General features: G+C 52.1%; 27 protein-coding genes and 1 tRNA gene. 22 read left to right on the plus strand and 6 right to left on the minus strand.

Features of this window, described 5'->3' with window-relative positions:
- Positions 1 to 11 precede the first annotated feature (11 nt).
- The 3 genes from RT197_RS15165 to RT197_RS15175 form a co-directional block, all read right to left on the minus strand.
- Positions 12 to 365 (minus strand): DUF4156 domain-containing protein, encoded by a 354-nt coding sequence (locus RT197_RS15165; protein ID WP_312951985.1) that lies wholly within the window; start codon positions 363 to 365, stop codon positions 12 to 14.
- Positions 366 to 496: 131 nt separating this feature from the next.
- Positions 497 to 2,143, minus strand: a complete 1,647-nt coding sequence (groL, locus tag RT197_RS15170) for a chaperonin GroEL (RefSeq protein ID WP_312951986.1) — start codon at positions 2,141 to 2,143, stop codon at positions 497 to 499.
- Between the two features lie 43 nt (positions 2,144 to 2,186).
- Positions 2,187 to 2,480 (minus strand): co-chaperone GroES, encoded by a 294-nt coding sequence (locus tag RT197_RS15175; protein ID WP_043081801.1) that lies wholly within the window; start codon positions 2,478 to 2,480, stop codon positions 2,187 to 2,189.
- Between the two features lie 232 nt (positions 2,481 to 2,712).
- Between RT197_RS15175 and yjeH the strand changes: the two genes are divergently transcribed.
- Positions 2,713 to 3,957: an L-methionine/branched-chain amino acid transporter gene (yjeH, locus tag RT197_RS15180; RefSeq protein WP_312951988.1), complete on the plus strand. Its 1,245-nt coding sequence runs from the start codon at positions 2,713 to 2,715 to the stop codon at positions 3,955 to 3,957.
- 4 nt (positions 3,958 to 3,961) lie between these two features.
- On the opposite strand, the gene RT197_RS15185 is transcribed toward yjeH, so the two are convergent.
- Positions 3,962 to 4,426 carry an FxsA family protein gene (locus RT197_RS15185; RefSeq protein ID WP_312951990.1) on the minus strand — a complete coding sequence of 155 codons (465 nt, stop codon included), beginning with the start codon at positions 4,424 to 4,426 and terminating at the stop codon, positions 3,962 to 3,964.
- A gap of 337 nt (positions 4,427 to 4,763) precedes the next feature.
- Here RT197_RS15185 and aspA point away from each other — a divergent pair, with 337 nt between their 5' ends.
- The 8 genes from aspA (at position 4,764) to RT197_RS22020 (ending at position 12,263) form a co-directional block, all read left to right on the plus strand.
- A complete protein-coding gene (gene aspA, locus RT197_RS15190) occupies positions 4,764 to 6,200 on the plus strand; it encodes an aspartate ammonia-lyase (protein WP_312951991.1) in 1,437 nt (478 codons plus the stop codon).
- 112 nt (positions 6,201 to 6,312) lie between these two features.
- A complete protein-coding gene (locus tag RT197_RS15195) occupies positions 6,313 to 7,614 on the plus strand; it encodes an anaerobic C4-dicarboxylate transporter (RefSeq protein WP_312951992.1) in 1,302 nt (433 codons plus the stop codon).
- 83 nt (positions 7,615 to 7,697) lie between these two features.
- A complete protein-coding gene (cutA, locus tag RT197_RS15200) occupies positions 7,698 to 8,021 on the plus strand; it encodes a divalent cation tolerance protein CutA (protein ID WP_312951994.1) in 324 nt (107 codons plus the stop codon).
- The gene (locus RT197_RS15205; RefSeq protein WP_312951995.1) at positions 7,997 to 9,793 is read left to right on the plus strand and encodes a protein-disulfide reductase DsbD; all 1,797 of its coding nucleotides are present in this window, start codon (positions 7,997 to 7,999) and stop codon (positions 9,791 to 9,793) included. Before cutA ends, RT197_RS15205 begins: the two co-directional genes overlap by 25 nt.
- Before the next feature lie 35 nt (positions 9,794 to 9,828).
- Positions 9,829 to 10,404, plus strand: coding sequence for a transcriptional regulator (locus tag RT197_RS15210; RefSeq protein WP_312952111.1), 576 nt, complete (start codon positions 9,829 to 9,831; stop codon positions 10,402 to 10,404).
- 91 nt (positions 10,405 to 10,495) lie between these two features.
- Positions 10,496 to 10,571 (plus strand) — tRNA-Phe (locus tag RT197_RS15215).
- A 996-nt stretch (positions 10,572 to 11,567) separates the two neighbouring features.
- Positions 11,568 to 11,777 carry a hypothetical protein gene (locus RT197_RS15220; RefSeq protein ID WP_312951996.1) on the plus strand — a complete coding sequence of 70 codons (210 nt, stop codon included), beginning with the start codon at positions 11,568 to 11,570 and terminating at the stop codon, positions 11,775 to 11,777.
- A 396-nt stretch (positions 11,778 to 12,173) separates the two neighbouring features.
- The gene (locus RT197_RS22020; protein WP_409529701.1) at positions 12,174 to 12,263 is read left to right on the plus strand and encodes a hypothetical protein; all 90 of its coding nucleotides are present in this window, start codon (positions 12,174 to 12,176) and stop codon (positions 12,261 to 12,263) included.
- A gap of 91 nt (positions 12,264 to 12,354) precedes the next feature.
- Here the strand turns inward: RT197_RS22020 and RT197_RS15225 are convergent, their stop codons facing one another.
- Positions 12,355 to 13,488, minus strand: a complete 1,134-nt coding sequence (locus RT197_RS15225; protein WP_312951997.1) for an acyltransferase — start codon at positions 13,486 to 13,488, stop codon at positions 12,355 to 12,357.
- A 395-nt stretch (positions 13,489 to 13,883) separates the two neighbouring features.
- On the opposite strand from RT197_RS15225, the gene RT197_RS15230 reads away from it, so the two are divergent.
- From RT197_RS15230 to RT197_RS15240, 3 genes are all read left to right on the plus strand, one after another.
- Positions 13,884 to 14,252, plus strand: a complete 369-nt coding sequence (locus RT197_RS15230; RefSeq protein ID WP_312951998.1) for a hypothetical protein — start codon at positions 13,884 to 13,886, stop codon at positions 14,250 to 14,252.
- A gap of 325 nt (positions 14,253 to 14,577) precedes the next feature.
- On the plus strand, positions 14,578 to 15,195 hold the full coding sequence (locus tag RT197_RS15235; RefSeq protein ID WP_312951999.1) for a DUF6088 family protein: 618 nt from the start codon (positions 14,578 to 14,580) through the stop codon (positions 15,193 to 15,195).
- Positions 15,195 to 16,262, plus strand: coding sequence for a nucleotidyl transferase AbiEii/AbiGii toxin family protein (locus tag RT197_RS15240; protein WP_312952000.1), 1,068 nt, complete (start codon positions 15,195 to 15,197; stop codon positions 16,260 to 16,262). The genes RT197_RS15235 and RT197_RS15240 overlap by 1 nt, the downstream gene beginning before the upstream one ends.
- A 90-nt stretch (positions 16,263 to 16,352) precedes the next feature.
- Here RT197_RS15240 and RT197_RS15245 read toward each other — a convergent pair whose 3' ends face one another.
- Positions 16,353 to 16,559, minus strand: a complete 207-nt coding sequence (locus tag RT197_RS15245) for a hypothetical protein (RefSeq protein ID WP_312952001.1) — start codon at positions 16,557 to 16,559, stop codon at positions 16,353 to 16,355.
- 48 nt (positions 16,560 to 16,607) lie between these two features.
- Between RT197_RS15245 and RT197_RS15250 the strand changes: the two genes are divergently transcribed.
- The 10 genes from RT197_RS15250 (at position 16,608) to RT197_RS15295 (ending at position 25,007) form a co-directional block, all read left to right on the plus strand.
- Positions 16,608 to 18,290, plus strand: coding sequence for a 1-propanol dehydrogenase PduQ (locus tag RT197_RS15250; RefSeq protein ID WP_312952002.1), 1,683 nt, complete (start codon positions 16,608 to 16,610; stop codon positions 18,288 to 18,290).
- A gap of 123 nt (positions 18,291 to 18,413) precedes the next feature.
- The gene (locus RT197_RS15255; RefSeq protein WP_312952003.1) at positions 18,414 to 19,100 is read left to right on the plus strand and encodes a phosphate propanoyltransferase; all 687 of its coding nucleotides are present in this window, start codon (positions 18,414 to 18,416) and stop codon (positions 19,098 to 19,100) included.
- Positions 19,101 to 19,112: 12 nt separating this feature from the next.
- Positions 19,113 to 19,826 carry a hypothetical protein gene (locus RT197_RS15260; protein WP_312952004.1) on the plus strand — a complete coding sequence of 238 codons (714 nt, stop codon included), beginning with the start codon at positions 19,113 to 19,115 and terminating at the stop codon, positions 19,824 to 19,826.
- Positions 19,827 to 19,828: 2 nt separating this feature from the next.
- Positions 19,829 to 20,101 carry a EutN/CcmL family microcompartment protein gene (locus RT197_RS15265; protein WP_103675150.1) on the plus strand — a complete coding sequence of 91 codons (273 nt, stop codon included), beginning with the start codon at positions 19,829 to 19,831 and terminating at the stop codon, positions 20,099 to 20,101.
- Positions 20,091 to 20,627 carry a heme-binding protein gene (locus tag RT197_RS15270; protein WP_312952005.1) on the plus strand — a complete coding sequence of 179 codons (537 nt, stop codon included), beginning with the start codon at positions 20,091 to 20,093 and terminating at the stop codon, positions 20,625 to 20,627. Before RT197_RS15265 ends, RT197_RS15270 begins: the two co-directional genes overlap by 11 nt.
- 24 nt (positions 20,628 to 20,651) lie before the next feature.
- Positions 20,652 to 21,866 carry a propionate kinase gene (gene tdcD, locus RT197_RS15275; protein WP_312952006.1) on the plus strand — a complete coding sequence of 405 codons (1,215 nt, stop codon included), beginning with the start codon at positions 20,652 to 20,654 and terminating at the stop codon, positions 21,864 to 21,866.
- A gap of 189 nt (positions 21,867 to 22,055) precedes the next feature.
- Positions 22,056 to 22,337 carry a propanediol utilization system shell hexameric protein GrpH gene (gene grpH / locus RT197_RS15280; protein ID WP_103675147.1) on the plus strand — a complete coding sequence of 94 codons (282 nt, stop codon included), beginning with the start codon at positions 22,056 to 22,058 and terminating at the stop codon, positions 22,335 to 22,337.
- A 21-nt stretch (positions 22,338 to 22,358) separates the two neighbouring features.
- On the plus strand, positions 22,359 to 23,144 hold the full coding sequence (gene pduB, locus RT197_RS15285) for a propanediol utilization microcompartment protein PduB (protein WP_312952007.1): 786 nt from the start codon (positions 22,359 to 22,361) through the stop codon (positions 23,142 to 23,144).
- 29 nt (positions 23,145 to 23,173) lie between these two features.
- Positions 23,174 to 24,682 carry an aldehyde dehydrogenase EutE gene (locus RT197_RS15290; RefSeq protein ID WP_312952008.1) on the plus strand — a complete coding sequence of 503 codons (1,509 nt, stop codon included), beginning with the start codon at positions 23,174 to 23,176 and terminating at the stop codon, positions 24,680 to 24,682.
- A gap of 25 nt (positions 24,683 to 24,707) precedes the next feature.
- Complete coding sequence (locus tag RT197_RS15295) at positions 24,708 to 25,007, plus strand: BMC domain-containing protein (RefSeq protein ID WP_312952009.1); 300 nt, start codon at positions 24,708 to 24,710, stop codon at positions 25,005 to 25,007.
- Positions 25,008 to 25,121: the final 114 nt, after the last annotated feature.

Consider the following 25,121-nt stretch of genomic DNA (forward strand, 5'->3'; position numbering starts at 1 on the left):
TGTACAGTCCATCAGTTCGGGCACTTATAAACCTGCCCCTGCATCTCGCTGGCGGTCGGCACAAAGCTCGACAGCATGCCCTGCGTCGGGCTGCTGACACCATAAATCACGTTGCCGCCCATGGCCGCCGCTTGATTACGCAGCGCATTTGCCGCGCCGCGCATGGAGCCGCCTTCTTCACCGTGCTGACCAGAGAGCCAGTTGCTCTGCTTGCCGTTAGCCGTGCCAACCAGCTGGCATTCTGCGCCCGGCTTTTCTTCGACAAAGCGAACGCTCTGCCCGCCAGCGGTCAGGTCATTGCTGGAACTACACCCCGCCAGCAGTAGTGCTGCACCCACGATCCCTGCTGAGATTTTTCCGCGCATGTTATTCCTCGTTATCGTTTAGCTGGACAAACGTGTCCGTGTTTAGAACTTATACTAAAAAGATGACCAAAAGAAAAACCCCCGGACATTTCTGACCGGGGGTTTATTCATTTCTGCGAGGTGCAGGGCAATTACATCATACCGCCCATGCCACCCATGCCGCCCATACCGCCAGCGCCACCTAAGTCAGGTGCGTCAGCTTTCGGCAGGTCGGTAACCATGCACTCGGTGGTGATCATCAGGCCAGCCACGGAAGCCGCGTACTGCAGCGCAGAACGAGTCACTTTGGTTGGGTCCAGGATACCCATGTCGATCATGTTACCGTATTCTTCGGTCGCTGCGTTGTAACCGTAGTTACCGTCGCCAGCTTTCACGGTGTTAGCGACTACTGACGGCTCTTCACCGCAGTTCAGCACGATCTGACGCAGCGGGGATTCCATCGCGCGCAGCGCAACTTTGATACCCACGTTCTGGTCTTCGTTCTGACCACGCAGTTCGCCCAGTTTGGAAGCTACGCGGATCAGCGCAACGCCACCGCCAGCAACCACGCCTTCTTCTACCGCAGCACGGGTAGCGTGCAGGGCATCTTCAACGCGTGCTTTTTTCTCTTTCATTTCAACTTCAGTCGCAGCACCGACTTTGATTACCGCAACGCCGCCTGCCAGTTTCGCTACGCGCTCCTGCAGTTTTTCACGGTCGTAATCAGAAGTGGCTTCTTCGATCTGCTGGCGGATCTGAGTCACACGACCCTGAATGGCCGCTTCTTCACCCACGCCATCGATGATGGTGGTGGTGTCTTTGTTGATGACAACGCGTTTTGCCTGACCCAGATCTTCCAGGGTAGCTTTTTCCAGTTCCATACCGATTTCTTCAGAGATCACGGTACCACCGGTCAGCGTAGCGATATCCTGCAACATCGCTTTACGACGGTCGCCGAAGCCCGGTGCTTTCACCGCAGCCACTTTCACGATGCCGCGCATGGTGTTAACCACCAGCGTAGCCAGCGCTTCGCCTTCAACATCTTCAGCGATGATCAGCAGCGGTTTGCCAGCTTTTGCGACGGCTTCGAGAACCGGCAGCATTTCGCGGATGTTAGAGATTTTTTTATCAGCCAGCAGGATGAACGGGCTTTCCAGTTCTACTGCGCCAGTTTCCGGCTTGTTGATGAAGTAAGGAGACAGGTAGCCACGGTCGAACTGCATACCTTCAACCACGTCCAGTTCGTCCTGCAAACCGGTGCCGTCTTCAACGGTAATCACGCCTTCTTTACCGACTTTATCCATCGCTTCGGCGATCAGTTTACCTACGGTTTCGTCGGAGTTAGCGGAGATAGTCCCCACCTGCGCGATAGCTTTGGAGTCGGAGCAGGGTACGGACAGCGCTTTCAGTTCTTCAACCGCAGCCTGAACAGCTTTGTCGATACCGCGTTTCAGATCCATCGGGTTCATGCCCGCAGCAACGGCTTTCAGACCTTCAGTGATGATGGACTGAGCCAGCACGGTTGCGGTGGTGGTGCCGTCGCCCGCAGCGTCGTTCGCTTTAGAGGCCACTTCTTTCACCATCTGCGCACCCATGTTTTCGAACTTGTCTTCCAGTTCGATTTCACGTGCTACGGAAACGCCATCTTTAGTGATGGTCGGTGCACCGAAAGATTTATCCAGAACCACGTTACGGCCTTTCGGGCCGAGGGTAACTTTCACTGCATCTGCCAGTACGTTTACGCCGCGCAGCATTTTCACACGAGCGTCGTTACCGAATTTTACGTCTTTAGCTGCCATTTTCTCTTTCCCTTAAATTCGTATGTTCAGTGTCGGTCGCGGATTACGCTTCAACAATTGCCAGGATGTCGCTTTCGGACATGATCAGCACTTCTTCGTTGTCGATTTTCTCGGACTTCACGCCGTAGCCATCGTTAAAAATTACGATATCGCCAACTTTAACGTCCAGCGGCTGCACATTACCGTTTTCCAGAATGCGGCCTTTACCGACAGCGATGATTTCGCCACGAGTTGATTTGCCTGCCGCAGAACCGGTCAGAACGATACCGCCAGCAGATTTGGATTCAACTTCTTTGCGTTTGACGATCACACGATCATGTAGCGGACGAATACTCATTGATAGCTCTCCTTTGAGAAAGTCTTTATCAGTTATGGATGACGTCGGATGGCAACAGCTTCTCCGACTGGTGCCAGAGAGATGGGGGTCGCTTTTTCCCCCTTCAAGGGGGAGAGAGAAAAAAAATTTACGTATGGAGACAGAATTTCCTCCCGACGGCCTGCCATCGTTATAAGCAAAAGTGATTGTGATACCATTCCGTCAGGGTCCGCATTCACTGAGCAAATGATTCATGGCAGGTTTGAAACAAGAACTGGGGCTGGCACAGGGCGTAGGCCTGCTTTCCACCTCGCTACTGGGAACCGGCGTGTTTGCTGTTCCGGCGCTGGCGGCATTCGTCGCGGAAAATAACAGTTTGTGGGCGTGGCCGGTGCTGATTGCGCTGGTCTTCCCGATTGCGATCGTGTTTGCCATTCTCGGCCGCCATTTCCCCAGTGCGGGCGGGGTGGCGCACTTTGTCGGGATGGCGTTTGGTCCACGGCTGGAAAGAGTCACCGGCTGGCTGTTTTTGTCGGTGATCCCCGTCGGCCTGCCTGCCGCGCTGCATATTGCCGCCGGTTTCTGGCAGGCGATGTTCGGCTGGCACGGCTGGCAGCTATTGATGGCGGAGCTGATCACACTCGCTTTGATTTGGCTCGTCGGCACGCGCGGCGCAGGCTCCAGCGCTAACCTGCAAAGTCTGGTTGCGGTGCTGATTGTGGCGCTGATCGTCGCCATATGGGCATTTGGCGATTTAACGCTGGCGGAGATCCCCTTCCCTGCCCCCGCTGACGTGCGGCCCTCCGCGCTGTTTGCCGCGCTGGCGGTGATGTTCTGGTGCTTCGTCGGCCTCGAAGCCTTCGCGCATCTGGCCTCGGAGTTCAGGCACCCGGAGCGCGATTTTCCACGCGCTCTGATGATCGGTCTGCTGCTGGCCGGTTCGGTCTACTGGGCTTGTACCGTGCTGGTGCTGCACTTTAACGCCTACGGCGCAGATCGCGCGGCGGCGGCGTCGCTACCCGCCATTGTGGTCCAGCTTTTTGGCGTGAAGGCGCAGTGGGTAGCCTGCATTATCGGTTATCTGGCCTGCTTCGCCAGTCTCAACATTTATATCCAGAGTTTTGCGCGACTGGTCTGGTCGCAGGCGCAGTGGAAACCACAAAGCGCGCTTGCCAGCCTGTCGAAAAAACAGCTGCCAATGAATGCCCTCAATGCCGTTTTGGGCTGCTGCGTGGTGTGTACCGTGGCGATTTACGCACTGGAGATCAATCTGGATGCGCTGATCGTCTACGCCAACGGCATTTTCATCATGATTTATTTGCTGTGTATGCTGGCAGGCTGCCGTCTGCTGAAAGGTCGATATAAAGCGCTGGCGGTCATCGGCAGTCTGCTTTGCCTGATGCTGCTGGCGATGGTGGGGGTCAAAAGCCTGTACGCCATCGTGATGCTGGCCGCGCTGTGGCTGCTATTGCCAAAGCGCGCCCTGGTGATTTCCTGAACGATTAGCGATCGTCTTTGTGCTCAATGCGATCGCGTTCGTCATCCTTACGCTGGTATTCACCGTCAAAAGTCTCACCGCCACCCGCGCTGAACCCGCCGCCCGGCATCCGCGAAAAGCGCAGGTGCGGCAGCAGTTTTAAGGTCAGATGCTTCTGCACTGGCGGCAACAGCAGCAGCAGACCCAGCAAATCGGTAAAGAACCCTGGCAGCACCAGCAGCAGACCGGCAAGGATCAGGGAAACGCTTTTAACCATTTCCGCCGCCGGGCTTTCACCCGCTGCCATTTTTTGCTGCATCAGCAGAAAGTTCTTAAAGCCCTGATTACGCACCAGCGACATGCCAATGAAAGAAGTGAAAATCACCAGCAGCAGCGTAACCAGAACGCCCAGCACATGGGCAACCTGGATAAAAATAGAAATCTCAATATAAACGTATAAGAAAACAGCAAGTAAAGGTATCCAGCGCACTGGCTTCTCCTGTGGTGGGCAGCGGCCTGCCAGCCCCTGCCAAAATAGGTTTGCGAATCGCATCTTTTTGAGATGGAGGCGAATAGCGAAAGTTCAACCAGATTCGGTGGCTATTTTTTCAGTGAATGTAAATGTGGTGATACATTTCACACATCAATAATTATCTTGCGATCGCACGCAGAATAAGTGATCCAGATTACTGCAATTCGCTATTATCAGCATATGATCGTGGGCACCAGGCCGATTCAGGAGATAATCGTCGGTCAGAAAATACGCATACCCACATAAATACTGCGTATTTGGTGTAATCATTGGCAGCTTGAAAGAGAAGGTTTACATGTTAAACAACATTCGTATCGAAGAAGACCTGTTGGGCACCAGGGAAGTTCCAGCGGATGCCTACTATGGCGTCCACACTCTGAGAGCGATTGAAAACTTCTATATCAGCAACAGCAAAATCAGTGACATCCCTGAATTTGTGCGCGGCATGGTGATGGTGAAGAAGGCAGCGGCTCTGGCAAACAAAGAGCTACAGACCATCCCAAAAAATGTGGCTAACGCCATTATCGCCGCCTGTGATGAAGTTTTGAACAATGGCAAATGTATGGATCAGTTCCCGGTTGACGTCTATCAGGGCGGCGCGGGTACGTCCGTCAACATGAATACTAACGAGGTGCTGGCAAACATCGGTCTTGAGCTGATGGGCCATCAAAAAGGCGAATACCAGTTCCTTAACCCTAACGATCACGTCAATAAATGCCAGTCCACCAACGACGCTTACCCGACCGGGTTCCGTATCGCGGTGTATGCCTCGATCGTCAAACTGATCGACGCCATTCACCAGTTGGGCGAAGGCTTCCAGAAAAAAGCGGTTGAGTTCCAGGACGTGCTGAAAATGGGGCGCACCCAGTTGCAGGATGCGGTGCCGATGACTCTCGGCCAGGAGTTCCACGCTTTTAACGTTCTGCTGAATGAAGAGACGAAAAACCTGCTGCGTACCGCCGAACTGCTGCTGGAGGTTAACCTCGGCGCGACGGCGATCGGTACGCGCCTGAACACCCCGGATGGCTACCAGCATCTGGCGGTACAAAAGCTGGCTGAAGTGAGCAACCTGCCGGTCGTTCCGGCGGAAGACCTGATTGAAGCGACCTCCGACTGTGGCGCTTACGTCATGGTGCACAGCTCGCTGAAACGCCTTGCCGTGAAGATGTCTAAAATCTGTAACGACCTGCGCCTGCTCTCCTCCGGTCCGCGCGCCGGGCTGAATGAAATCAACCTGCCAGAGTTGCAGGCCGGTTCGTCCATCATGCCCGCGAAGGTTAACCCGGTGGTGCCGGAAGTGGTTAACCAGGTGTGCTTTAAGGTCATCGGCAACGATACCACGGTAACGATGGCGTCTGAGGCGGGCCAGCTCCAGCTCAACGTGATGGAACCGGTTATTGGTCAGGCGATGTTTGAATCTATCCACATTCTGACCAACGCCTGCTACAACCTGCTGGAAAAATGCATCAATGGCATCACCGCTAACAAGGCTGTCTGCGAAGGTTATGTCTATAACTCTATCGGTATCGTGACCTATCTCAACCCGTTTATTGGCCACCATAACGGCGATATCGTCGGCAAAATTTGTGCCGAAACCGGTAAGAGCGTGCGTGAAGTGGTGCTGGAGCGCGGGCTGCTCACCGAAACCGAGCTGGATGATATTTTCTCGGCGCAGAACCTGATGCACCCGGCCTATAAAGCAAAGCGTTACACTGATGAAAGCGAACAGTAACTGGTTTGGCTAAACATGAAGGCACGTCAGCGATGACGTGCCTTTTTTGTTGCTTGCATTTACCTAATTACAACAATTTAATATCAATTCATTAAAATAAGAGAAGGCCTCTATGTTTGGTGCAGAACTCGTTATCGTCCTGCTGGCGATCTATCTCGGTGCCCGTCTCGGCGGCATCGGCATCGGCTTTGCTGGCGGGCTGGGCGTCCTCGTCCTGACCCTGTTTTTTCAAATTCCCCCCGGCGCGATCCCTTTTGACGTCATTGAAATCATTATGGCGGTGATCGCCGCGATTGCCGCCATGCAGGTCGCGGGCGGGATGGATTTCCTCGTGAGCCTCGCGGAGCGGATGCTGCGGCGGCACCCAAAATACATTACGTTCCTCGCACCGCTGGTAACGTGGTTTATGACCATTCTGGCGGGCACCGGGCACACGGCATTTTCCACCCTGCCGGTGATCACGGAAGTCGCGAAGGAGCAGGGCATCCGGCCTTCCCGCCCGCTGTCGATTGCCGTCGTCGCCTCGCAGATTGCCATTACCGCCTCGCCGATTTCCGCAGCGGTGGTTTTCTTTGCCGGTATCCTTGAACCGCTGGGCGTAAGCTATCTGACGCTGCTGGCGGTTTGTATTCCGGTCACGCTGATCGCCGTAATGCTGACTGCCGTGGTCTGTAACTTCCTCGGCGCGGAACTGAAAGACGATCCGGTCTATCAGGAACGTCTGGCGAAGGGCGAAATCAAACTGCGCGGCAGCCAGGTTTTTAACCTCAAACCGCACGCCAAACGTTCGGTGATGCTGTTTTTAATCGGTATCGTGGCGGTGATGCTCTATGCCACGGCGATTAGCCCGACAGTAGGGCTTATCGCCAACCCGATCCTGCCGCGTAACGAAGCGATTGTGGTCTTTATGCTGACCATCGCGACGCTGATTTGTCTGACCTGCAAAGTGGATACCGGCGAGATCCTCAACGCCAGCACCTTTAAATCTGGCATGAGCGCCTGTATCTGTGTCCTCGGCGTAGCCTGGCTGGGTGATACTTTCGTTAAGCATCATATTCAGGATATTCAGGCGGTTGCAGGCGATCTGCTGAACAGCTATCCGTGGCTGCTGGCGGTGGTATTGTTCTTTGCGGCCACCCTGCTCTATTCGCAGGCGGCGACCACCAAAGCGCTGATGCCCGCTGCGCTGCTGCTGGGCGTCAGCCCGCTGACGGCGGTGGCCTCTTTTGCCGCCGTTTCCGCGCTGTTTGTGCTGCCGACCTACCCGACGCTGCTGGCGGCGGTCGAAATGGACGATACCGGCTCCACCCGCATCGGCAAATATGTTTTCAACCACGCCTTTTTGGTCCCCGGGGTGATCGCGATCAGTCTGTGCGTGATCCTCGGATTTATTTTTGGCGGGATCCTGTTGTAAATGATGTTAAGCGCGGGCCATTGCACGGCCCGCGCGATCCTTTGCGTGGTATAGTGCCTCTTTTCGATGATACGAGGTTGACGATGACCACGCCCAACGCCGTTGTAGTGCTCTGTACCGCCCCGGATGAAGCCACCGCCCAGGATCTGGCCGCTAAAGTGCTGGCGGATAAACTCGCCGCCTGCGTGACTCTCCTTCCCGGCGCCACCTCCCTGTATTACTGGGAAGGTAAGCTGGAGCAGGAGTACGAAGTGCAGATGGTGCTGAAAACGTCTCCCGCTAACCAACAGGCGCTGCTCGACTGCCTGAAATCGCATCATCCGTATCAGACCCCGGAACTCCTGGTGTTACCCGTTATTCACGCAGACAACGATTATCTCTCATGGCTCAACGCATCCTTACGCTGATCCTGCTACTGTGCAGTGCCTCAGCTTTTGCCGGTCTTTTTGATGCGCCCGGACGCGCGACGTTTGTTCCCGCTGACCAGGCGTTTACTTTCGATTTTCAGCAAAAACAGCATGATATTAACCTCACCTGGCAGGTAAAAGAGGGTTATTACCTTTATCGCCAGCAGATCAACATCAGCGCCTCAAAAGCAGACCTCGCCCCGCTGGCGCTTCCGGCGGGAGAAAACCATGAGGATGAGTTTTATGGCAAGAGCGAGATTTACCGTCAGCAGCTGTCGGTGCCCGTGACTCTTCGCTCTGCGGAGCAAGGCGCGACGCTGAGCGTGACGTATCAGGGCTGTGCAGCGGCAGGGTTTTGCTATCCGCCGGAGACGAAAGTGGTGCCGGTGAGCGCGGTACGCCCTCTCCCTCAGGAGAGGGAAAGCTCCGGGTCAGACGTGTCCTCCTTGCCCGACGAGGCAGCCAACAGCGCAGCCAACCCCTCCCCCAGAGAGAGGACAACCACCGCCACCGCAGCCAACACCTCCCTCTCCCCAGTGGAGAGGGGGAGCGACAACGCCGAACTCCCCTTCACCGCCCTGTGGGCACTGTTAATCGGTATTGGCATCGCCTTCACGCCCTGCGTGCTGCCGATGTACCCGTTAATCTCCGGCATCGTACTGGGCGGCAGGCAGCGGCTTTCCACCGCCCGCGCCCTGCTGCTGGCATTTATTTACGTACAGGGCATGGCGCTCACCTACACCGCCCTTGGCCTGGTCGTTGCCGCTGCGGGCCTGCAATTTCAGGCAGCGCTCCAGCATCCGTATGTCCTTATCGGCCTGTCGATTATCTTTACCCTGCTGGCGCTGTCGATGTTCGGCCTGTTCACCCTGCAACTGCCCTCCTCCCTACAAACCCGCCTGGCACTGATGAGCAACCGCCAGCAGGGTGGATCCCCCGGTGGCGTCTTTATGATGGGCGCGATTGCCGGACTTATCTGTTCGCCCTGCACCACTGCGCCGCTCAGCGCCATTCTGTTATATATCGCCCAGAGCGGGAACCTGTGGCTGGGCGGCGGCACGCTTTATCTTTACGCGCTCGGCATGGGGCTGCCCCTGATTCTGGTCACGGTTTTCGGCAACCGACTGCTGCCGAAAAGCGGCCCGTGGATGGCGCACGTTAAAACCGCCTTCGGCTTTATTATTCTCGCGCTGCCGGTATTTTTACTGGAGCGGATCGTCGGCGACGTATGGGGATTACGGCTGTGGGCGCTGCTCGGTGTCGCTTTCTTCGGCTGGGCATTTATCACCAGTCTCAACGCACCGCGAGCGTGGATGCGCATCATGCAGATTGTTCTGCTGGGTGCGGCGCTGGTTGCCGCCCGCCCGCTTCAGGATTGGGTTTTCGGCACCACCATCACCACCAGCCAGCCGCATCTCAGTTTCACCCGCATTGCCAGCGTCAACGATCTCAACCAGGCGCTGGCTCAGGCGCGCGGTAAGCCTGTCATGTTAGATCTGTATGCTGACTGGTGCGTAGCCTGTAAAGAATTTGAAAAATATACGTTCAGCGACCCACAGATTCAGCAGGCCTTAAATCATAGCGTGCTGCTCCAGGCTGACGTCACCGCCAACAGCGCCGAAGACATCGCGCTGTTAAAGCGACTTAACGTCCTGGGATTACCGACAATTTTATTTTTCGATACCGCCGGGCAGGAACAGCCCGACGCCAGAGTGACAGGCTTTATGGATGCGCCCGCTTTTCAGTCACATTTGCAGAATCTGCCCCGATAAACGACACTTCAGGGGATAAAATGGAGGAGAATATCGTGCAACGTGAAGACGTCCTGGGAGAAGCCCTTAAATTACTCGAAATAAGAGGGATAGCCAGCACCACGCTCGAGATGGTTGCCGAGCGCCTTGATTATCCGCCGGAAGAACTCCAGCGATTCTGGCCCGACCGCGAAGCGCTGCTGTACGACGTACTGCGCTACCTCAGCCAACAGGTTGAGGCCTGGCGCAGGCAACTGCTGCACAATGACGAGCTTACCACCGAGCAAAAACTGCTGGCACGTTACGGCGCACTGACCGAGTGCGTAAGCAACAACCGTTATCCCGGCTGCCTGTTTATTGCGGCCTGCACGTTTTATCCCGATCCGGCGCACCCGATCCATCAACTGGCCGATCAGCAAAAGCAGGCCGCACACGACTTCAGCCATGAGCTACTGACCCAGCTTGAAGTTGACGATCCGGCCATGGTCGCAAAACAGATGGAACTGATTCTGGAAGGCTGCCTCAGTCGGATGCTGGTCAACCGCAGCCAGACCGATGTCGACACCGCCCATCGGCTGGCAGAGGACGTGCTACGTTTTGCCCAGTGCCGTCAGGGCGGTGCGCTGACGTAAAGGACATTTTGCCGCAAACTTAAGCAAACAAACGGGATTTCGCGAAATTTTATTGACGTTAATGTGGGATTACGGTTTAATGCGCCCCGTTGCCCGGATAGCTCAGTCGGTAGAGCAGGGGATTGAAAATCCCCGTGTCCTTGGTTCGATTCCGAGTCCGGGCACCACTTATTTAGAAAAACCAGCCTGCGGGCTGGTTTTTTGCTTTATAGCACTGCAATCCTGTCGCCGTAGTTGAAAAACTCACGAAAAACGGACCTGTTCGCATAGTCAGTTTTTTATGCGTGATATTTACAGATCTTCTTTCCCCTGGCAAATTATGTCAGCGCCATATTCATCAGGCTGCACCTTAAATCTGTTTCCAGTCTATCCCGCAAATTCTCAACACTTTCATCGCCATATTTCAGTGTGGATGTAATGCTGACAGGGCTCAGCAGCTTCTTCAGGGCATACGGATTACATTCCAGAGATTTCATCGTGTGGGGTGCCACCGTGTGCCGAAACCAGTACGGAGTGATCGTGAATTTACATGCCCGGGACAAACGCCGGAAGAACGCCCGCAGCGGTTACATCGCATCCATCTGTGCCTGCGTCAGCACCTTTTCTTTTTCGTACCGGGACGAACACCCGCGCCGTTGAGAGGATTCTCGGCTTGTGGCAGTAATCCCTGTTTGATCCCCAAATTAAACAGCGCCCGCATGTTCCGCGTAGCCCGCTTCTGGTCATTCAGTACCGTATGCCGCCACTTCAGATAACCTTCTGAAAATGCCCCTCTCTTTGCTCATTCTGGTACCAATGGCAGGTGTACATCGTGCTGTTATCCTGCCGGTGGTGGCCCAGCCGCTCAAATGCCCTTTGAAAGCTGACCTTGTCCTCTCCGGATGCATTTGTCTCCGTCAGAAACTGGTGAAAATACCCAGCCTTACATTTTTAACAACCCTTAAAACGATAAATTTTCCTGTACTCAACGTCTCTTAAAAAATCGATTAATAATTCTCTGTTCATCTTAATAAATTCTTTTATACCCGAGTCATTTTAAGAAATTAATTTTTCTGAATAAGAAAATACACTCTCTTTTTCGCGCCCGATTTACTACTCTGCCCCTGAACGCGTTATGTTCATGACCGTTCAGCATGTAAATAACCCGAACCAAGAAACAACAAATGAAATCATCTAAAATCGCCATTTTATTTCTGACTATGGGCGCGACATGTATAGCCTGTGCTGGTAATAATATCATAGGAAAGGGAGATAAAATCGAAAATGACGATATCGCAAACGTTTATGGCAATAATAACACCGACAGCAACTACAATGAAAAAATTAATATGTCATTACTCCGGGTTAACGTGACGGGTAATAAACGCGAATAATGACATGCGAATTTATACAGATAACTCGTCAGCAAAAAATTCGTTAATGCTAACGCTTATACTGCCAATAAAATTATCGATACAAAAAACGGACTAGCTGCAAATATTAACGTTGCAACAAATGAAGCGATTACCACATCTAATAATCATATGGATAATAAATATCAGCAGAGCATCACGTATGCACAGGATATTGCTGACTATGAAAAATTTAACGCTAATACTTATACACACTACCGGTTTAATCAATTTTGTGAATCAGTAAATAGACAATTTTAACCACCTAACGACAGGATTAGCGAGGCTGAAGACAAACTAAATGCGGGTATTGCTGGCGTTACAGCAATAGCATCCATTCTGTATATAGCTGAAGATACTTTCTCTTACGGTATAGGGCTGGGCAACTATGAAAACGGGAATGCAATAGCAGCAGGCGTTCAGTATAAAACAACCCTGAACACAAACGTAACGGGACTCTTCCCATAACGCCACTCTCGATGTTGGTTTTGCGGTTGGCTGGTAAGCTATAAAGTAAAGCCTGGCACCGCCAGACTTTACTTTATCAGGTGATTCTACTTTAGCTCTTCTTACCTAATCGCATTGCAATTTTCATGAACGGTTTTTCAATAAACTGATACGTAAGAGATGAGAAAAGCAACATGGCAATGAATGTGGCTGCTGATATTATCATATAAGCTGTTGTGCTGATGCCACCCCCGAAGTGTTTAATAAAATAATTCATGCAAAACCAAAATATACCATGCAGAAGATATATACTATAGCTTATTTCCCCTAGTCTTACCATTGCCCTGCATGACAGCAACCCAAAGACATCCCCACCACTGACAATAAAGATAAATAATAATGCAAGAACAGGGAGAGCATAGATACTATATGGCGATTCGTAGAACAAAAATAAGATCCCGACACAACTCAGCACACCAATGTCACATTTTAACTTACTATATCTTTTATCAAAAACCCAGGCCCGGGCCAGAAAACCACATGAGAAACATGCCAAAAATATACTATACTCTGGTTTCATGACACGAAAAACGTAAACGGAAAGAAACAAGCAGATCAAAGAAAAAGTTAAAGGCTTCGCCTTGTCTCTTAGCAATAAAACCAGTGGCAAGCTAAAATAAAGCCCCCACTCCCAGAACAATGTCCATGTAACGCTTGCGTTAATAAACATGGAATCCGGCATACCCAGCAAACTGCTTTTCTCGCCGGTAATTCCGGCATCAAACCATAGTAAAAAACTATATCTAAAATCAGTATAATCAAGTTCATGACGTCTGATAAAAGCAGCAACAGCAATACAAATCAAAGATGAAAAAAAGAATACAGGCGCGATACGCAGGAATCTTTTGAAATAAAAAACATCCCATTTATCAGTTTTTAAACCATAAAATAAAAACCCTGAAAGAATAAAAAATATCATTACCGCAACAGAACCTGCTCTCATGTTGAAAGCATAATCGCTGAGATTTTCAAGTGCCCATCCTTTTCCTTCAAAATAATAATAGCAGAGGACATAGTGGTGGAATGCAACTAATGCAGACAGAAAAAAACGCAAACCGTCAACGTTTTTCCTTCTGGAATCATCACTCACAGAATCAATAAAAAAGAATATTTTCATACTAAAAATGCAATAAGAAAAGAACACAACAATAAGCATCCACAACAACAAAAACTTATGCTCAACCATCTATATGGCTTCCTCACCAGAATATTAATTAGTCAAAATCCAACCTAACTAAAAACTTCTTATAAAGCATGATCATATGTATTCCTTTTAAAAAAAACCTATCTATTAGTGCTTTTTGAAAAGGTGTTAATATACTATTCAATGTTATAAAAATGTTTATAAATAATATGCACTGGTGAAAAGAGCGAGGATGATCGGCTCAAAAATTTTGCAAACGCTCTGCCAAGTTCAGCAGGTTTAAATAGATAACACTTCGAATTGGGGATTTCCATTAGGACGTTCTCCAGGAGAGGGAGAAGTACTTTTAGTCCCCCCTTGCCGCTTATAAGAAGTACAATCTGGCTCCGACATATACTTTGTGGCTGCGTCAGAACGATACGGAACATGCTGCGTTTATGGCGTCCATCATAGAACGTAATCATGCAATGATGGATCAGGTCGCAATCATCCGCGCCCGAGGAAAAGCCATATTGGTACCACTAATAAAAGTGCTTACGCATTTCAAAATTGATTTCAGTCTGGTGCATGACGCCGATTCACCGCAAAAATCGAACGGTACCAAAAATGGTACGTGGACAGAAAACGAAAAAATCAAAAAAGCTATCCGAGAGGCCCGAAGTGAAGGGCTTACGGTTCGCCACCGCGTCAGTGTTCCTGACTTTGAACGTTTTCTGGGCGGAGACGAAGCATCGAAAGATAAGCCGCTAAATGCTTATCTGCAAATCACTCAGGACGAAGGCCTGGCTACTGGCGTTCAGGATTGACTGACCGCACTCCTGTCCTCCGGGCAGCATTCTCCTTTCGAAACCATCAGGGATACCGGTGATTACATGCAGCAATTGCTGGATCAGGTTATTGGTTGGGCAAATCAGCACGGAAAACAAGACGACCCCAGATTCAGACGCAATGCTGAACCACTAAACGCGGAGGCCTGATACAGAAATCGACAGGGTCACGTCCCATAGTGGCCCGCCATTAAATATATCAATGATTGATATATTTCTGCTGACATAAATACTCTTGTATACCTTGATAGATATGGTTTAAAATAAAAACACATCAAAATAAAGCGTCAGTTTAGGAGAATAAATGTCTGTTGCCGCTCTGGCCCGCCAGCGGGTTCACCGCATGAAGCGTGGCATCCCCTTTTCCATCAGCGGATTTTATGCGCTGGGAAGCCGCGCGTCGGTGCAACAGGCAATGAGCCGTCTGGTCAAAGAAGGTCTGCTGGTCCGGGTTGAACGCGGTTTTTACTCCCGGCCAAAGCCGTTGAAAAACATCCCCTCTGTTAACGTTGTCGCCAGCGCCAATGCCGTTGCCGCAGTATGGGCAAGAGAGCGCGGTTACAAAATCACCCTTCAGGGACTGGAAGCCGCTTACCGGTTAGGGCTGCAAATGCAGGCGCCGGTTAAACGCATCTACTGGTCAAATGGCCCTACGCGAGAGTTCCGCGTCGGCAATGAGTTGGTCCGGATCCAGCATAAATCAGCAAGTCGGCTACGTTGGCTGAACCGGCCTGAAGGTGAGTTGATGCGCGGTTTGCTAAGTCTGGAGCAGGAACATACCCCGCCGGAAACGCTGAAGAATGCTTTTCATCGACTGAGCATCCCGTCTGCGAAAGCGCGACAGATTGCCGGAAAGTTAATGAATGAACCCGCGCTTCATGCATGGCGCTCGCAGCTTATGACATTGCAAAAGGCGCTTTGATGAACATTTTCGATTACTACCAGAGCGCATCGCAACGCCGTGATCTTCAGGCAATCCTCTCTTACGCGGCGCAGCAGCATCCCTCCGGACTGGGAGCCAGTTTTCTGGAAAAGGATCTCTGGGTAACGGAAATCCTCCGGTTACTTTTTAATGAGGAGTTGTTGGGAGAATTATCTGTCGCGTTTAAAGGTGGAACGGCATTAAGTAAATGCTGGAACGTGATTGAACGTTTTTCTGAAGATATCGATCTCTCTGTTCACTGGGCCGATCTGGCAGGTCATTCAGAAGAGGAAGAACAGCAGGCGTGGGAGCAAAGCACGCAAAATAATAGCCAGAATCGCCGGTTCAGAGATCAGCAGCAAGAGCGCTTAACAAAATGGACAAGTACTCTGGTAGAACGGCTAAACCAACGCTTTCAGATTTATGAAATCCCGGGACTTGAAGCAAAAATGGAACCCGACAGCGGTGGCGAAAAAATAGACATCAATTTCCCGCGGGTGAAAGAAGACAATATGGCCTATCAACGCGATCATATTCTGCTGGAATTTGGCGGACGAAATCGTGGCAAGCCAACCGCTCTGATGCCTGTTGTGAGCTATCTGTCCGGGATTGCAGGAATGGATGCACTTCAGTTACCTGCCGCGACCGTAAACGCTTATGACACCGGTTATATTCTTTGGGAAAAACTGACGGCGCTGCACCAGTTCTGCACACAAACCAAAGCGCCAAATCCGGCCCGGCTGGCACGCCACTGGTATGATGTGGATTGTCTGCTGCGTAATAATTTCGCCAGTCCCTATGAAACACAGGAGGCCATGCGGAATGTGGTTGAGATGAAGCAACGCCGCTGGTCTGTGCCGGGAGTTGATTTTACTCAGGTGATTGTCGGATACTTGCAACTGTTGCCTGACGATGCTGAACGATTCGCCGCGATCGCCGGGGATCATCAAACGGCAGTGGAAGGGGGAATGTTCTTTCGTGAGCCTGACGGATTTGCTGACATTGCCGATCGTCTTCGTCATGCACAAGATGAAATCAATCGTTTTATGCGCGACTCACAGGTATAACCTGGTCCTGCAAATTGATCCCCCAGCCATATGGCATAAGCCTTTTGAATAATATGGTTTTTATGCTTGTACTCCAGCCAATTCGCGGTATCATTTTATGATCTCTCTTCCAGTTTTATGCTTACCGCCTTTGCCGATCGTAGAACAATGACGGGAAGCGTTATCAGCGATTAAGGGCACAGAATGGGCTTCTAGGTATTTGTTATTATGCTGGTGGTTATCTGGCTTCTGTTTTCCAAAAAGAAAAAATCGCTGCCCCCCAATATAAGCAGCAAAATCATCACCAAAATAAATCATTCATCCCGACAAGAATCTCTCAATAAGCCAGACAGCAGCGTGAGAAATATGCATTCTCAGTCCTACGATGATGACGAACTGGCAACCTTTACTTTCGTTAATGGGCAGACGGTTGAATACAGCACCAGCCGCCAACCATCGCGAGAAAGCGCCGCCCGTAGCAATACCACGCCAGCGCGATGGGTCAAACCAGGAGAAAGCATCACAATCCAAAACGTCGTCATTAATCACGGTCATTTTTATTTCGGCGGGTGGTTAAAAACACATTCATCAGGAGAATATGGCTATCTTTATAACGATGGTTCCGACGCTTCGCTGGTTAACGACACTTTTCCCATCGAGCCCATTTCACGACATTATTATGATGAATCGCTGGGATACTGGCCCACCTTTGCCACCCTCTCCCCTCGCTGCCGTGGTGCCTACACCCGATTTATTTGCCCCTCCCCCACCTCTCACTATATTTTTTTGTCACCGCCTCCCGATAACAGCAACATAATCCTGACGGAGCACAAACAGAGCCAGCGTCTTCTTTTGTATTCCATGACAACATGCAATCTCTTTCCAGTGCGGCACCGCTGGGCCGAACATAATTTTAGGATAGGGTTGTTATTCAATGGCGAGCTATTTTTTTCCATTCCTGACGTCTACTTTGGCGAAGATGCTATCAGTACTCTGCGGCGTCTGAATCATAAAAAAGTGGGCATTGTCACTGATAATTTTATGGCGACGTCCGGTAAAACACGCTACCTGATTAATGAGATGCCCCAGGCTTCCGTTTCTATTTTTAGCGCAGTCACGCCCGATCCCAGCATTGATATTTTGCAGGCGGGTGCATCCCAGTTTAAAACCTTTAAACCGGACGTTATTATTGCGCTGGGCGGCGGCTCATCGCTGGATGCCGCAAAAGGTATTAAGGTCACGCTCGAAGAATATTTCCCCGACCATGCGATTGAGCTTATTGCGATCCCCACTACCAGTGGGTCTGGCTCGGAAGTGACGTCATACGCCATTATTTCCGACCCGGAAAATGGGCGTAAATATCCGCTTATCGACGATAAACTGGTGCCGGACTGCGCCATTCTCGATCCGCATCTGGTGTTGTCGGTCCCGCGTCAGGTCGCGGTTGATACCGGTATGGACGTGCTGACTCATGCAATTGAGGCCCTGGTGTCCAGTCGCGCTAACGACTTTAGCGATGCGCTGGCGGAAAAAGCCATCGCCCTGGTCTGGCACTTTCTGCCCATCGTATTTAACGATGAAAAAAATCTTGATGCGCGCACTCATATGCACAATGCGTCGTGTATGGCAGGCATGGCTTTTAATTCTGCCGGACTGGGTCTGGTACATGGGATGGCCCATGCCATTGGCGGCATGTTGCATATCCCACATGGCAAAATTAACGCCATGCTGTTGCCGTTAATTATCGAATTTAACGCTGAGCGTTCATCTTATGCCCGCGAACGCTACCTGAAGTGCGCCACCATGATGGATATTCAGGCGGCTACGCCGCAGCAAACAATACGTGAACTGATTACGCATTTACAAAATATGAACCGTCATTTTGGTATTCCCGCCACGCTGAGAGCGCTGTCTGTCGATATAACGGCATTCGAGACATTACGCCAGCCACTCATTACCGCCGCGCTGGCGGATGGCTGCATCGCAACGAATCCTTGCGCCCCTCTTTCAGCGGATATTGACCGGTTATTAACACGGATTGCTGGCTAAATCTGGACTGTTTTGCCCTTTATTTTCCGGGCGCTAAAAAAGTCCTGTGTGACGGCAACAAGTAAGACACAGAAACGCCTGGTCTCAGGCTCGCTTATTACACACTTTCAGGTCGTTGACGTTATGAATTACAACCAGCAACAAGCCGAATGGATCACCCAACAAATTCTTCAGGAACTGGCCGCGCATAAAGATCACCCGGATAAACACGCCTCGCCAGAACTGAATATTCCCGTGGGCATCTCCAATCGTCACGTACATTTAAGCCGCCAGGATATGGATGCCCTGTTTGGCTATGGCTCAACCCTGACGCGGATGAAAGCTGTAAAGCAGCCAGGTCAATATGCCGCCGAGGAAACCGTGACGTTGCGCGGTCCTAAAGGGGAACTGCATAAAGTTCGGGTGCTGGGGCCTTTGCGCAGTGCCACCCAAATTGAAATTTCGGTTTCTGACGGTTTTGTGCTTGGCGTAAAAGCGCCGGTACGCATGTCAGGCGATCTGGAGGATTCGCCAGGCATTGAGATCGTCGGTCCCTACGGGCGGGTGATGAAAACAGGCGGGGCGATTGTCGCATGGCGGCATATCCATATTTCTCCCGCAGAAGCAGAACGCTTTGCTCTGCGCGACGGGATGGAAATCGATGTCCGTATTGATGGTCACCGGGGCGGCATTCTGAGTCATGTCGTGGTCCGTGTCAGCGCCGATGCCGTACTGGAAATGCATATTGACGTTGAAGAAGCCAATGGCTTCGGCTTGCGGAACGGAGATTGTGTGACGCGGGTGGTCACATCAGGCGTGCAGGATTGTTAAGGAAAGAAAACCATGGATCAGCATAACCTGTCGCGACTGCTGGATACCATTATTGACGAACTGCTGACGCGTCGAAAAGCGCTGTTACAGGGCAGAAATAAGGTCATGCGCGTGGTCATCAGCGGTGACGATCTGACGACGCTACCCGCCACCCTGGATTGTCTGACGGCCTTAACTCACCACGGCTATTTTTTACTGCTGACGTTTTCCTGTAGCGCCTCACGATCGGCGCTGCAAACGGCCTGTCTGGAATCACTGACGCAGCGGGGCATTGAAGCGCTTTGCGATAACCGCGCCCCCGACGATAGCGATGAAAATGACTGGGGACTGTATCTGCCAGCACTGTCCACCAATAGTCTGAGCAAAATTGCTCTCGGCATTAGCGATAACCTCGTATGCCGCTGGACGTTCTATGCCCTCGCCCGGAACAAGCAGGTCACTGTCACCCTCAACGCCGAATGCCGCCATGACTCGACCGCCCGCTATACCCCTGCCCTGCGGGCCAGGCTGGCAAATTATGCGGCCATGCTCGCGGAATATGGCTGCACGGTTATCGGTCAACATGCGCCCGTCAGCAAAGATAAACGCCTGGTGACGCTAAGCGATGTGCGACAGCATCCCTCCTGCGACGCCATCCATATTGGCCGTAAAACGCTCGTTACTCCCGCCGCTCGCGATGAAATCCGGGCCAGGGGCATGTCCATCATTCAGCGCACTGAGGAGTAAATATGTATCTGGCAAAGGTTACCGGAGCGCTCGTCTCAACAACTAAACATGCCTCACTCAACGGGGCAAAACTCCTGATTGTGGCCCGGCTGGATGAACGCTATCAGCCGACCGGCACCGCGCAGGTTGCAGTCGATTTTGTGGGTGCGGGCAACGGTGAAATCGTTATTGTCACCACCGGCAGTTCGGCCCGAATGAGCAACAGTAAAGAGCACTCGGTCATTGATGCGTCCATTGTAGGCATCGTTGATTCTGTCGATCTGAGTGACCAGTAAATTTCAGGTGGAGAAAAACATCATGCACCCCGCGTCTGATGCCGAGCTTGACCGCCGTATTCGTGATGCCATCACCCGTCAACTTCCGCCCCGTCAGCTTTCCCTCAGTCTGGCGGATACCGCCTCGCTGGCGAAATACGCGCAGGAAGCGGCAGAGGCTTGCGATGTGCCTGTGGTGTTCAGTTTTGTGGATGCCTGTGGTCACCAGCGCTATTTCTTCAGCATGGACAATGCGTTACTGATCGGCCACACGCTTGCCGGTCAAAAAGCATGGACCGCAGTGGCCCTTAAAATGCCGACCCATCAACTGGCAAAAAACGTACAGCCTGGCTCCAGTCTGTACGGGCTACAGCATGAAGCGGGCATTTGCTGTTTGGGGGGCGGGCTGCCCTGCTGGTCTGACGGCATTCTGTTAGGCGGCATCGGCATCAGCGGTGGCAGCGTAGAAGAAGATATCGCCATTGCCAGCGCCGCGTTACAGCGCTTCAGCCAGCAACATTTTCCACTCACCTCTTTCCACCAATAATGCTTATTACGAGCAGGGGTCGTTATGTCGTTAGCTTCACTGGTTCTGGTTATTAACTGCGGTTCATCTTCCCTCAAGTTTTCTGTGATCCCGCTTGATGAAGATACGCCTCTCCTTTCCGGCCTCGCCGAGAAGCTGGGGCTGGCGGACGCGAGCATTACGTTTAAGGATCGCGCGGGTCATAAAACGATGCATATGCTCGCCGGGTCCAGTCATCATCACGCGCTCAGTCAGCTATTCGCCAGACTTGAAAATATGGCGCTACTGCCACGCCTTTGCGCCATTGGTCATCGGGTCGCCCACGGCGGTAGCGATTTTCAACAGTCGGTACTTATTGATGCGCAGGTGATTGCCCGCATCCGCGAACTCTCCGCGCTGGCTCCGCTGCACAATCCGGCTAACCTGACCGGCATTGATGCGGCCATGGCGCTACTTCCTCATCTGCCGCAGGTGGCAGTTTTTGATACCGCGTTTCATCAGACCCTGCCGCCTGCCGCCTACACCTATGCGATCCCGCTGGAATATCAGCAACGCCATCAGGTCAGACGCTACGGGTTTCACGGAACATCGCATCGGTTTATCGCGGCGGAAGCGGTGAAACGTCTCGATCTCGATCCGCACAATCACGGCATTCTTATTGCCCATCTTGGCAACGGTTCATCCGTCTGTGCGGTAAAGAATGGCGTGAGCGTGGATACCTCTATGGGCATGACGCCGCTCGAAGGCCTGGTCATGGGAACGCGCTGCGGCGATCTGGATTTTGGGGCGGCGGCCTATATTGCCCGCTGTAGCGGACAGTCTATGGAAGCCATTTACAAAATGGTGAATAACGACTCCGGCCTGCTTGGGATCTCCGGGCTTTCCAGCGATTGCCGCACATTGCAGGAAGCACGCAGCCAGGGAGATGCACGCGCTACGCTGGCGATTGATGTGATGGTTCATCGCCTCGCCCGACACTTAGGCGCGCACCTCGCGTCGCTGCATCGCTTTGATGCTCTGATTTTCACCGGCGGGATCGGCGAAAACTCTGCGCTGGTGCGCGAATTAACCGCACAAAAACTGGCCGTCTTCGGCGTGAAGCTGGACCCGCAAAAAAATGCGTATTTGTACGCAGGCCGTGATGGCGTGATTTCTCTTCCCGGCTCTCCGCTTGTCGCGGTGATCCCAACCAATGAAGAGAAGATGATCGCCATGGATGCGGCGGTTATTGCATCCGCCCTGGCGGGTGCGGTGAGTTAATTGTGTGACAGACAGGATTTTATTGTTCGCCATGCCAGGGGAAAACAAGAAAGTCTCTCTGACGGGCAAAACATTTTGCTCCCGGGGCAATATTATCATAGTGCATAAATTAATGATGTTGATGAACTAACCCTTCAGCGGTTATTTCATTACTTGCCTTTACTCTTACCTGGAAATATTGAGGTTGATATGCAACAAGAAGCATTAGGTATGGTTGAAACAAAAGGTCTGGTTTCCGCGATTGAAGCCGCTGATACCATGGTGAAATCCGCCAATGTAATGCTGGTCGGCTACGAGAAAATCGGTTCCGGGCTGGTCACCGTCATGGTTCGCGGTGACGTCGGGGCAGTAAAAGCCGCGACTGATGCAGGCTCTGCGGCGGCGACGAAAGTGGGTGAACTGGTCTCCGTACACGTTATTCCACGGCCACATATCGAAGTGGAAAAAATCCTGCCGAAAGCTGTCAGTTAATAAAGACTGAGGATACTGACCATGAGAGATAATCTTGTTGAACAGATTATATCTGAAGTAATGAATAAACAGACCGGCAGCACCACAAATAATAAAACCGCCGCCAGCTTTACCGGTTGCGGTTTAACAGAATTTGTCGGCACAGCCCTTGGTCATACTATTGGGCTGGTTATTGCCAATGTCGATCATCAATTACATGAAGTGATGAATATCGACAAGAAATATCGCTCAATCGGTATTCTTGGTGCCCGCACGGGCGCTGGCCCGCATATTTTTGCCGCAGACGAAGCCATTAAAGCCACCAACAGTGAAATCCTCGCTATTGAACTGGCCCGCGACACCGAAGGCGGCGGCGGCCACGGATGCCTGATCGTTTTCGGTGCTGCTGATGTCTCCGATGTCCGCCGCGCGATTGAAGTGGCCCTCGCAGAAATTGAACGGACGATGGGCGACGTCTACGGCTCCCCGGCAGGTCATCTGGAGTTTCAGTACACCGCCCGCGCCAGTTACGCGCTCAATAAAGCCTTCGATGCCCCTTTAGGCAAAGCATTCGGTATGACCTGCGCGTGCCCGGCCGCGATCGGCATCGTGGTCGCTGATGCGGCAGCGAAAGCCGCCGTGGTCGATCCGGTCGGCTATGCCAGCCCCGGCAAAGGCACCAGCTTCAGTAACGAAGTGATCTTTACCTTCGCAGGCGATTCCGGCGCGGTTCGCCAGGCCGTTATTGCGGCAAGAGATGTTGGGCTGCAATTGCTCTCCACCTTAGATCCCACGCCGATTAAATCGACGACCACGCCGTATATTTAAGACGCGATGTGAAGTAAGGAATAAATAGCATGAACGACATTGAAATTACTCAGGCCGTCTCTCGCGTGCTGAGTAAATACACCAAAACCTCGCCAGAGCCAGCTACCGGCAGCGCGCCGCTGGCTGCCGCCCAGCCCGATCGTGACAGCATTGAAGCCATTGTTGCCAGCGTGCTGGCAAACCATCAACGCAGCGATGCTGGCGTGGCTGCGGAAGCGGACGAAGGCGCATTTGCCACCATGGAAGAAGCGATTGCCGCCGCTAAGCAAGCGCAAATCCAGTACCGCCACTGCACCATGCAGGATCGGGCCAGCTTCATTGACGGCATCCGCAAACTTTTCCTCCAGGAAGACGTTTTACAGACCATCTCGCGCATGGCGGTAGACGAAACCGGGATGGGGAATTACGCCGATAAGCTGGTGAAAAACCGGGTCGCCGCGCAAAAAACGCCCGGTATTGAAGATTTAGTCACCTGCGCGCAGAGTGGGGATAATGGCCTGACGTTAACGGAATACTCTGCCTTTGGGGTCATTGGCTCTATTACGCCCACCACCAATCCGACGGAAACGATTATCAACAACTCCATCGGTATGCTGGCAGCAGGCAACACGGTGATTTTCAGTCCCCATCCGCGTTCACGCAACGTCTCTCTGCACTGCGTGGCGCTGATCAACCAACGGCTGGCGCAGCTCGGTGCCCCTGCCAATCTGGTCGTTACCGTCACTCACCCCTCAATTGAAAACACCAATGCGTTAATTAACGATCCGCGCATTAATATGCTGGTCGCCACCGGCGGTCCGTCAATTGTGAAGACCGTGATGTCATCCGGGAAAAAAGCAGTAGGTGCCGGTGCCGGTAATCCTCCTGCGGTTGTTGACGAAACAGCGAATATTGAGAAGGCGGCCAGGGACATCATCAACGGCTGTAGTTTTGACAACAACCTGCCGTGCGTAGCCGAAAAAGAGGTCATCGTTGTCAACGATGTGGCGGATTATCTTATCCACTGCATGAAAAAATGCGGCGCGCTGCTGCTGTGCGACAAGCAGCATATCCAGCAGTTGCAGTCGCTGGTGCTGAATGAAAAAGGCACCGGGCCGAATACGGCTTTTGTCGGCAAGGATGCGCGTTACATCCTGCAAAAAATCGGTATTGATGCCCCGCAAGAGGTAAAAGTGATCCTGATTGAGACGGAACGCGATCATCCTTTTGTGGTGCATGAACTGATGATGCCTGTGCTGCCGGTGGTTCGGGTTGAAAACGTCGATGAAGCCATCGATCTCGCGGTCAAAGTGGAACACGGCAATCGTCACACGGCCATCATGCACTCGACTAACGTCGAAAAACTGACCCGTATGGCTCGCCTGATCCAGACCACGATTTTTGTGAAGAACGGCCCCTCCTACGCCGGAATTGGCGTCGGCGGCGAAGGTCATGCCACGTTCACTATCGCCGGTCCGACCGGTGAAGGGCTTACCTCGGCACGGACGTTCGCCAGACATCGCCGGTGCGTCATGGTTGAAGCGCTGAATATTCGCTGACGAAAGCGGAACGGGTAACCCAAAGATGAAAACTCGCATTATTAACGCACCAACGCCGGAAACGCTGGCCATGCTTAAGCGACGTATGCCATCGGAATCGCGCAACCGACTGGACAGCATCCGCATCGATGCCATCGGGTTGATTATGCTGCCCATCCCGGACCTTTACTTTTTCGCCGATCGGGCCAGTAAAAGTGCGAACGTAGCGGTTTCGGAGATCTTTGGCAGTTGCCCGCAGCATATCACCACCCTGGCAATATTCGGCGAAGTCGCCGCCGTCAATGAAGCGATACGTATTATTGAGGATGACAGCAGTACATTCTAAGAGCGCATTATTAATAAGATCGTCTCCGTAATTAATAACAGAGCGCCGTACGGTCTCATTATTTAACAGTATCCCGGCACTGCCGTCAGGTTAAAAAATTCCGGCGTGATAAAC

The sequence above is a fragment of the Superficieibacter sp. genome (assembly GCF_032071645.1).
In the GTDB taxonomy this organism is placed as follows: Bacteria; Pseudomonadota; Gammaproteobacteria; order Enterobacterales; family Enterobacteriaceae; genus Superficieibacter.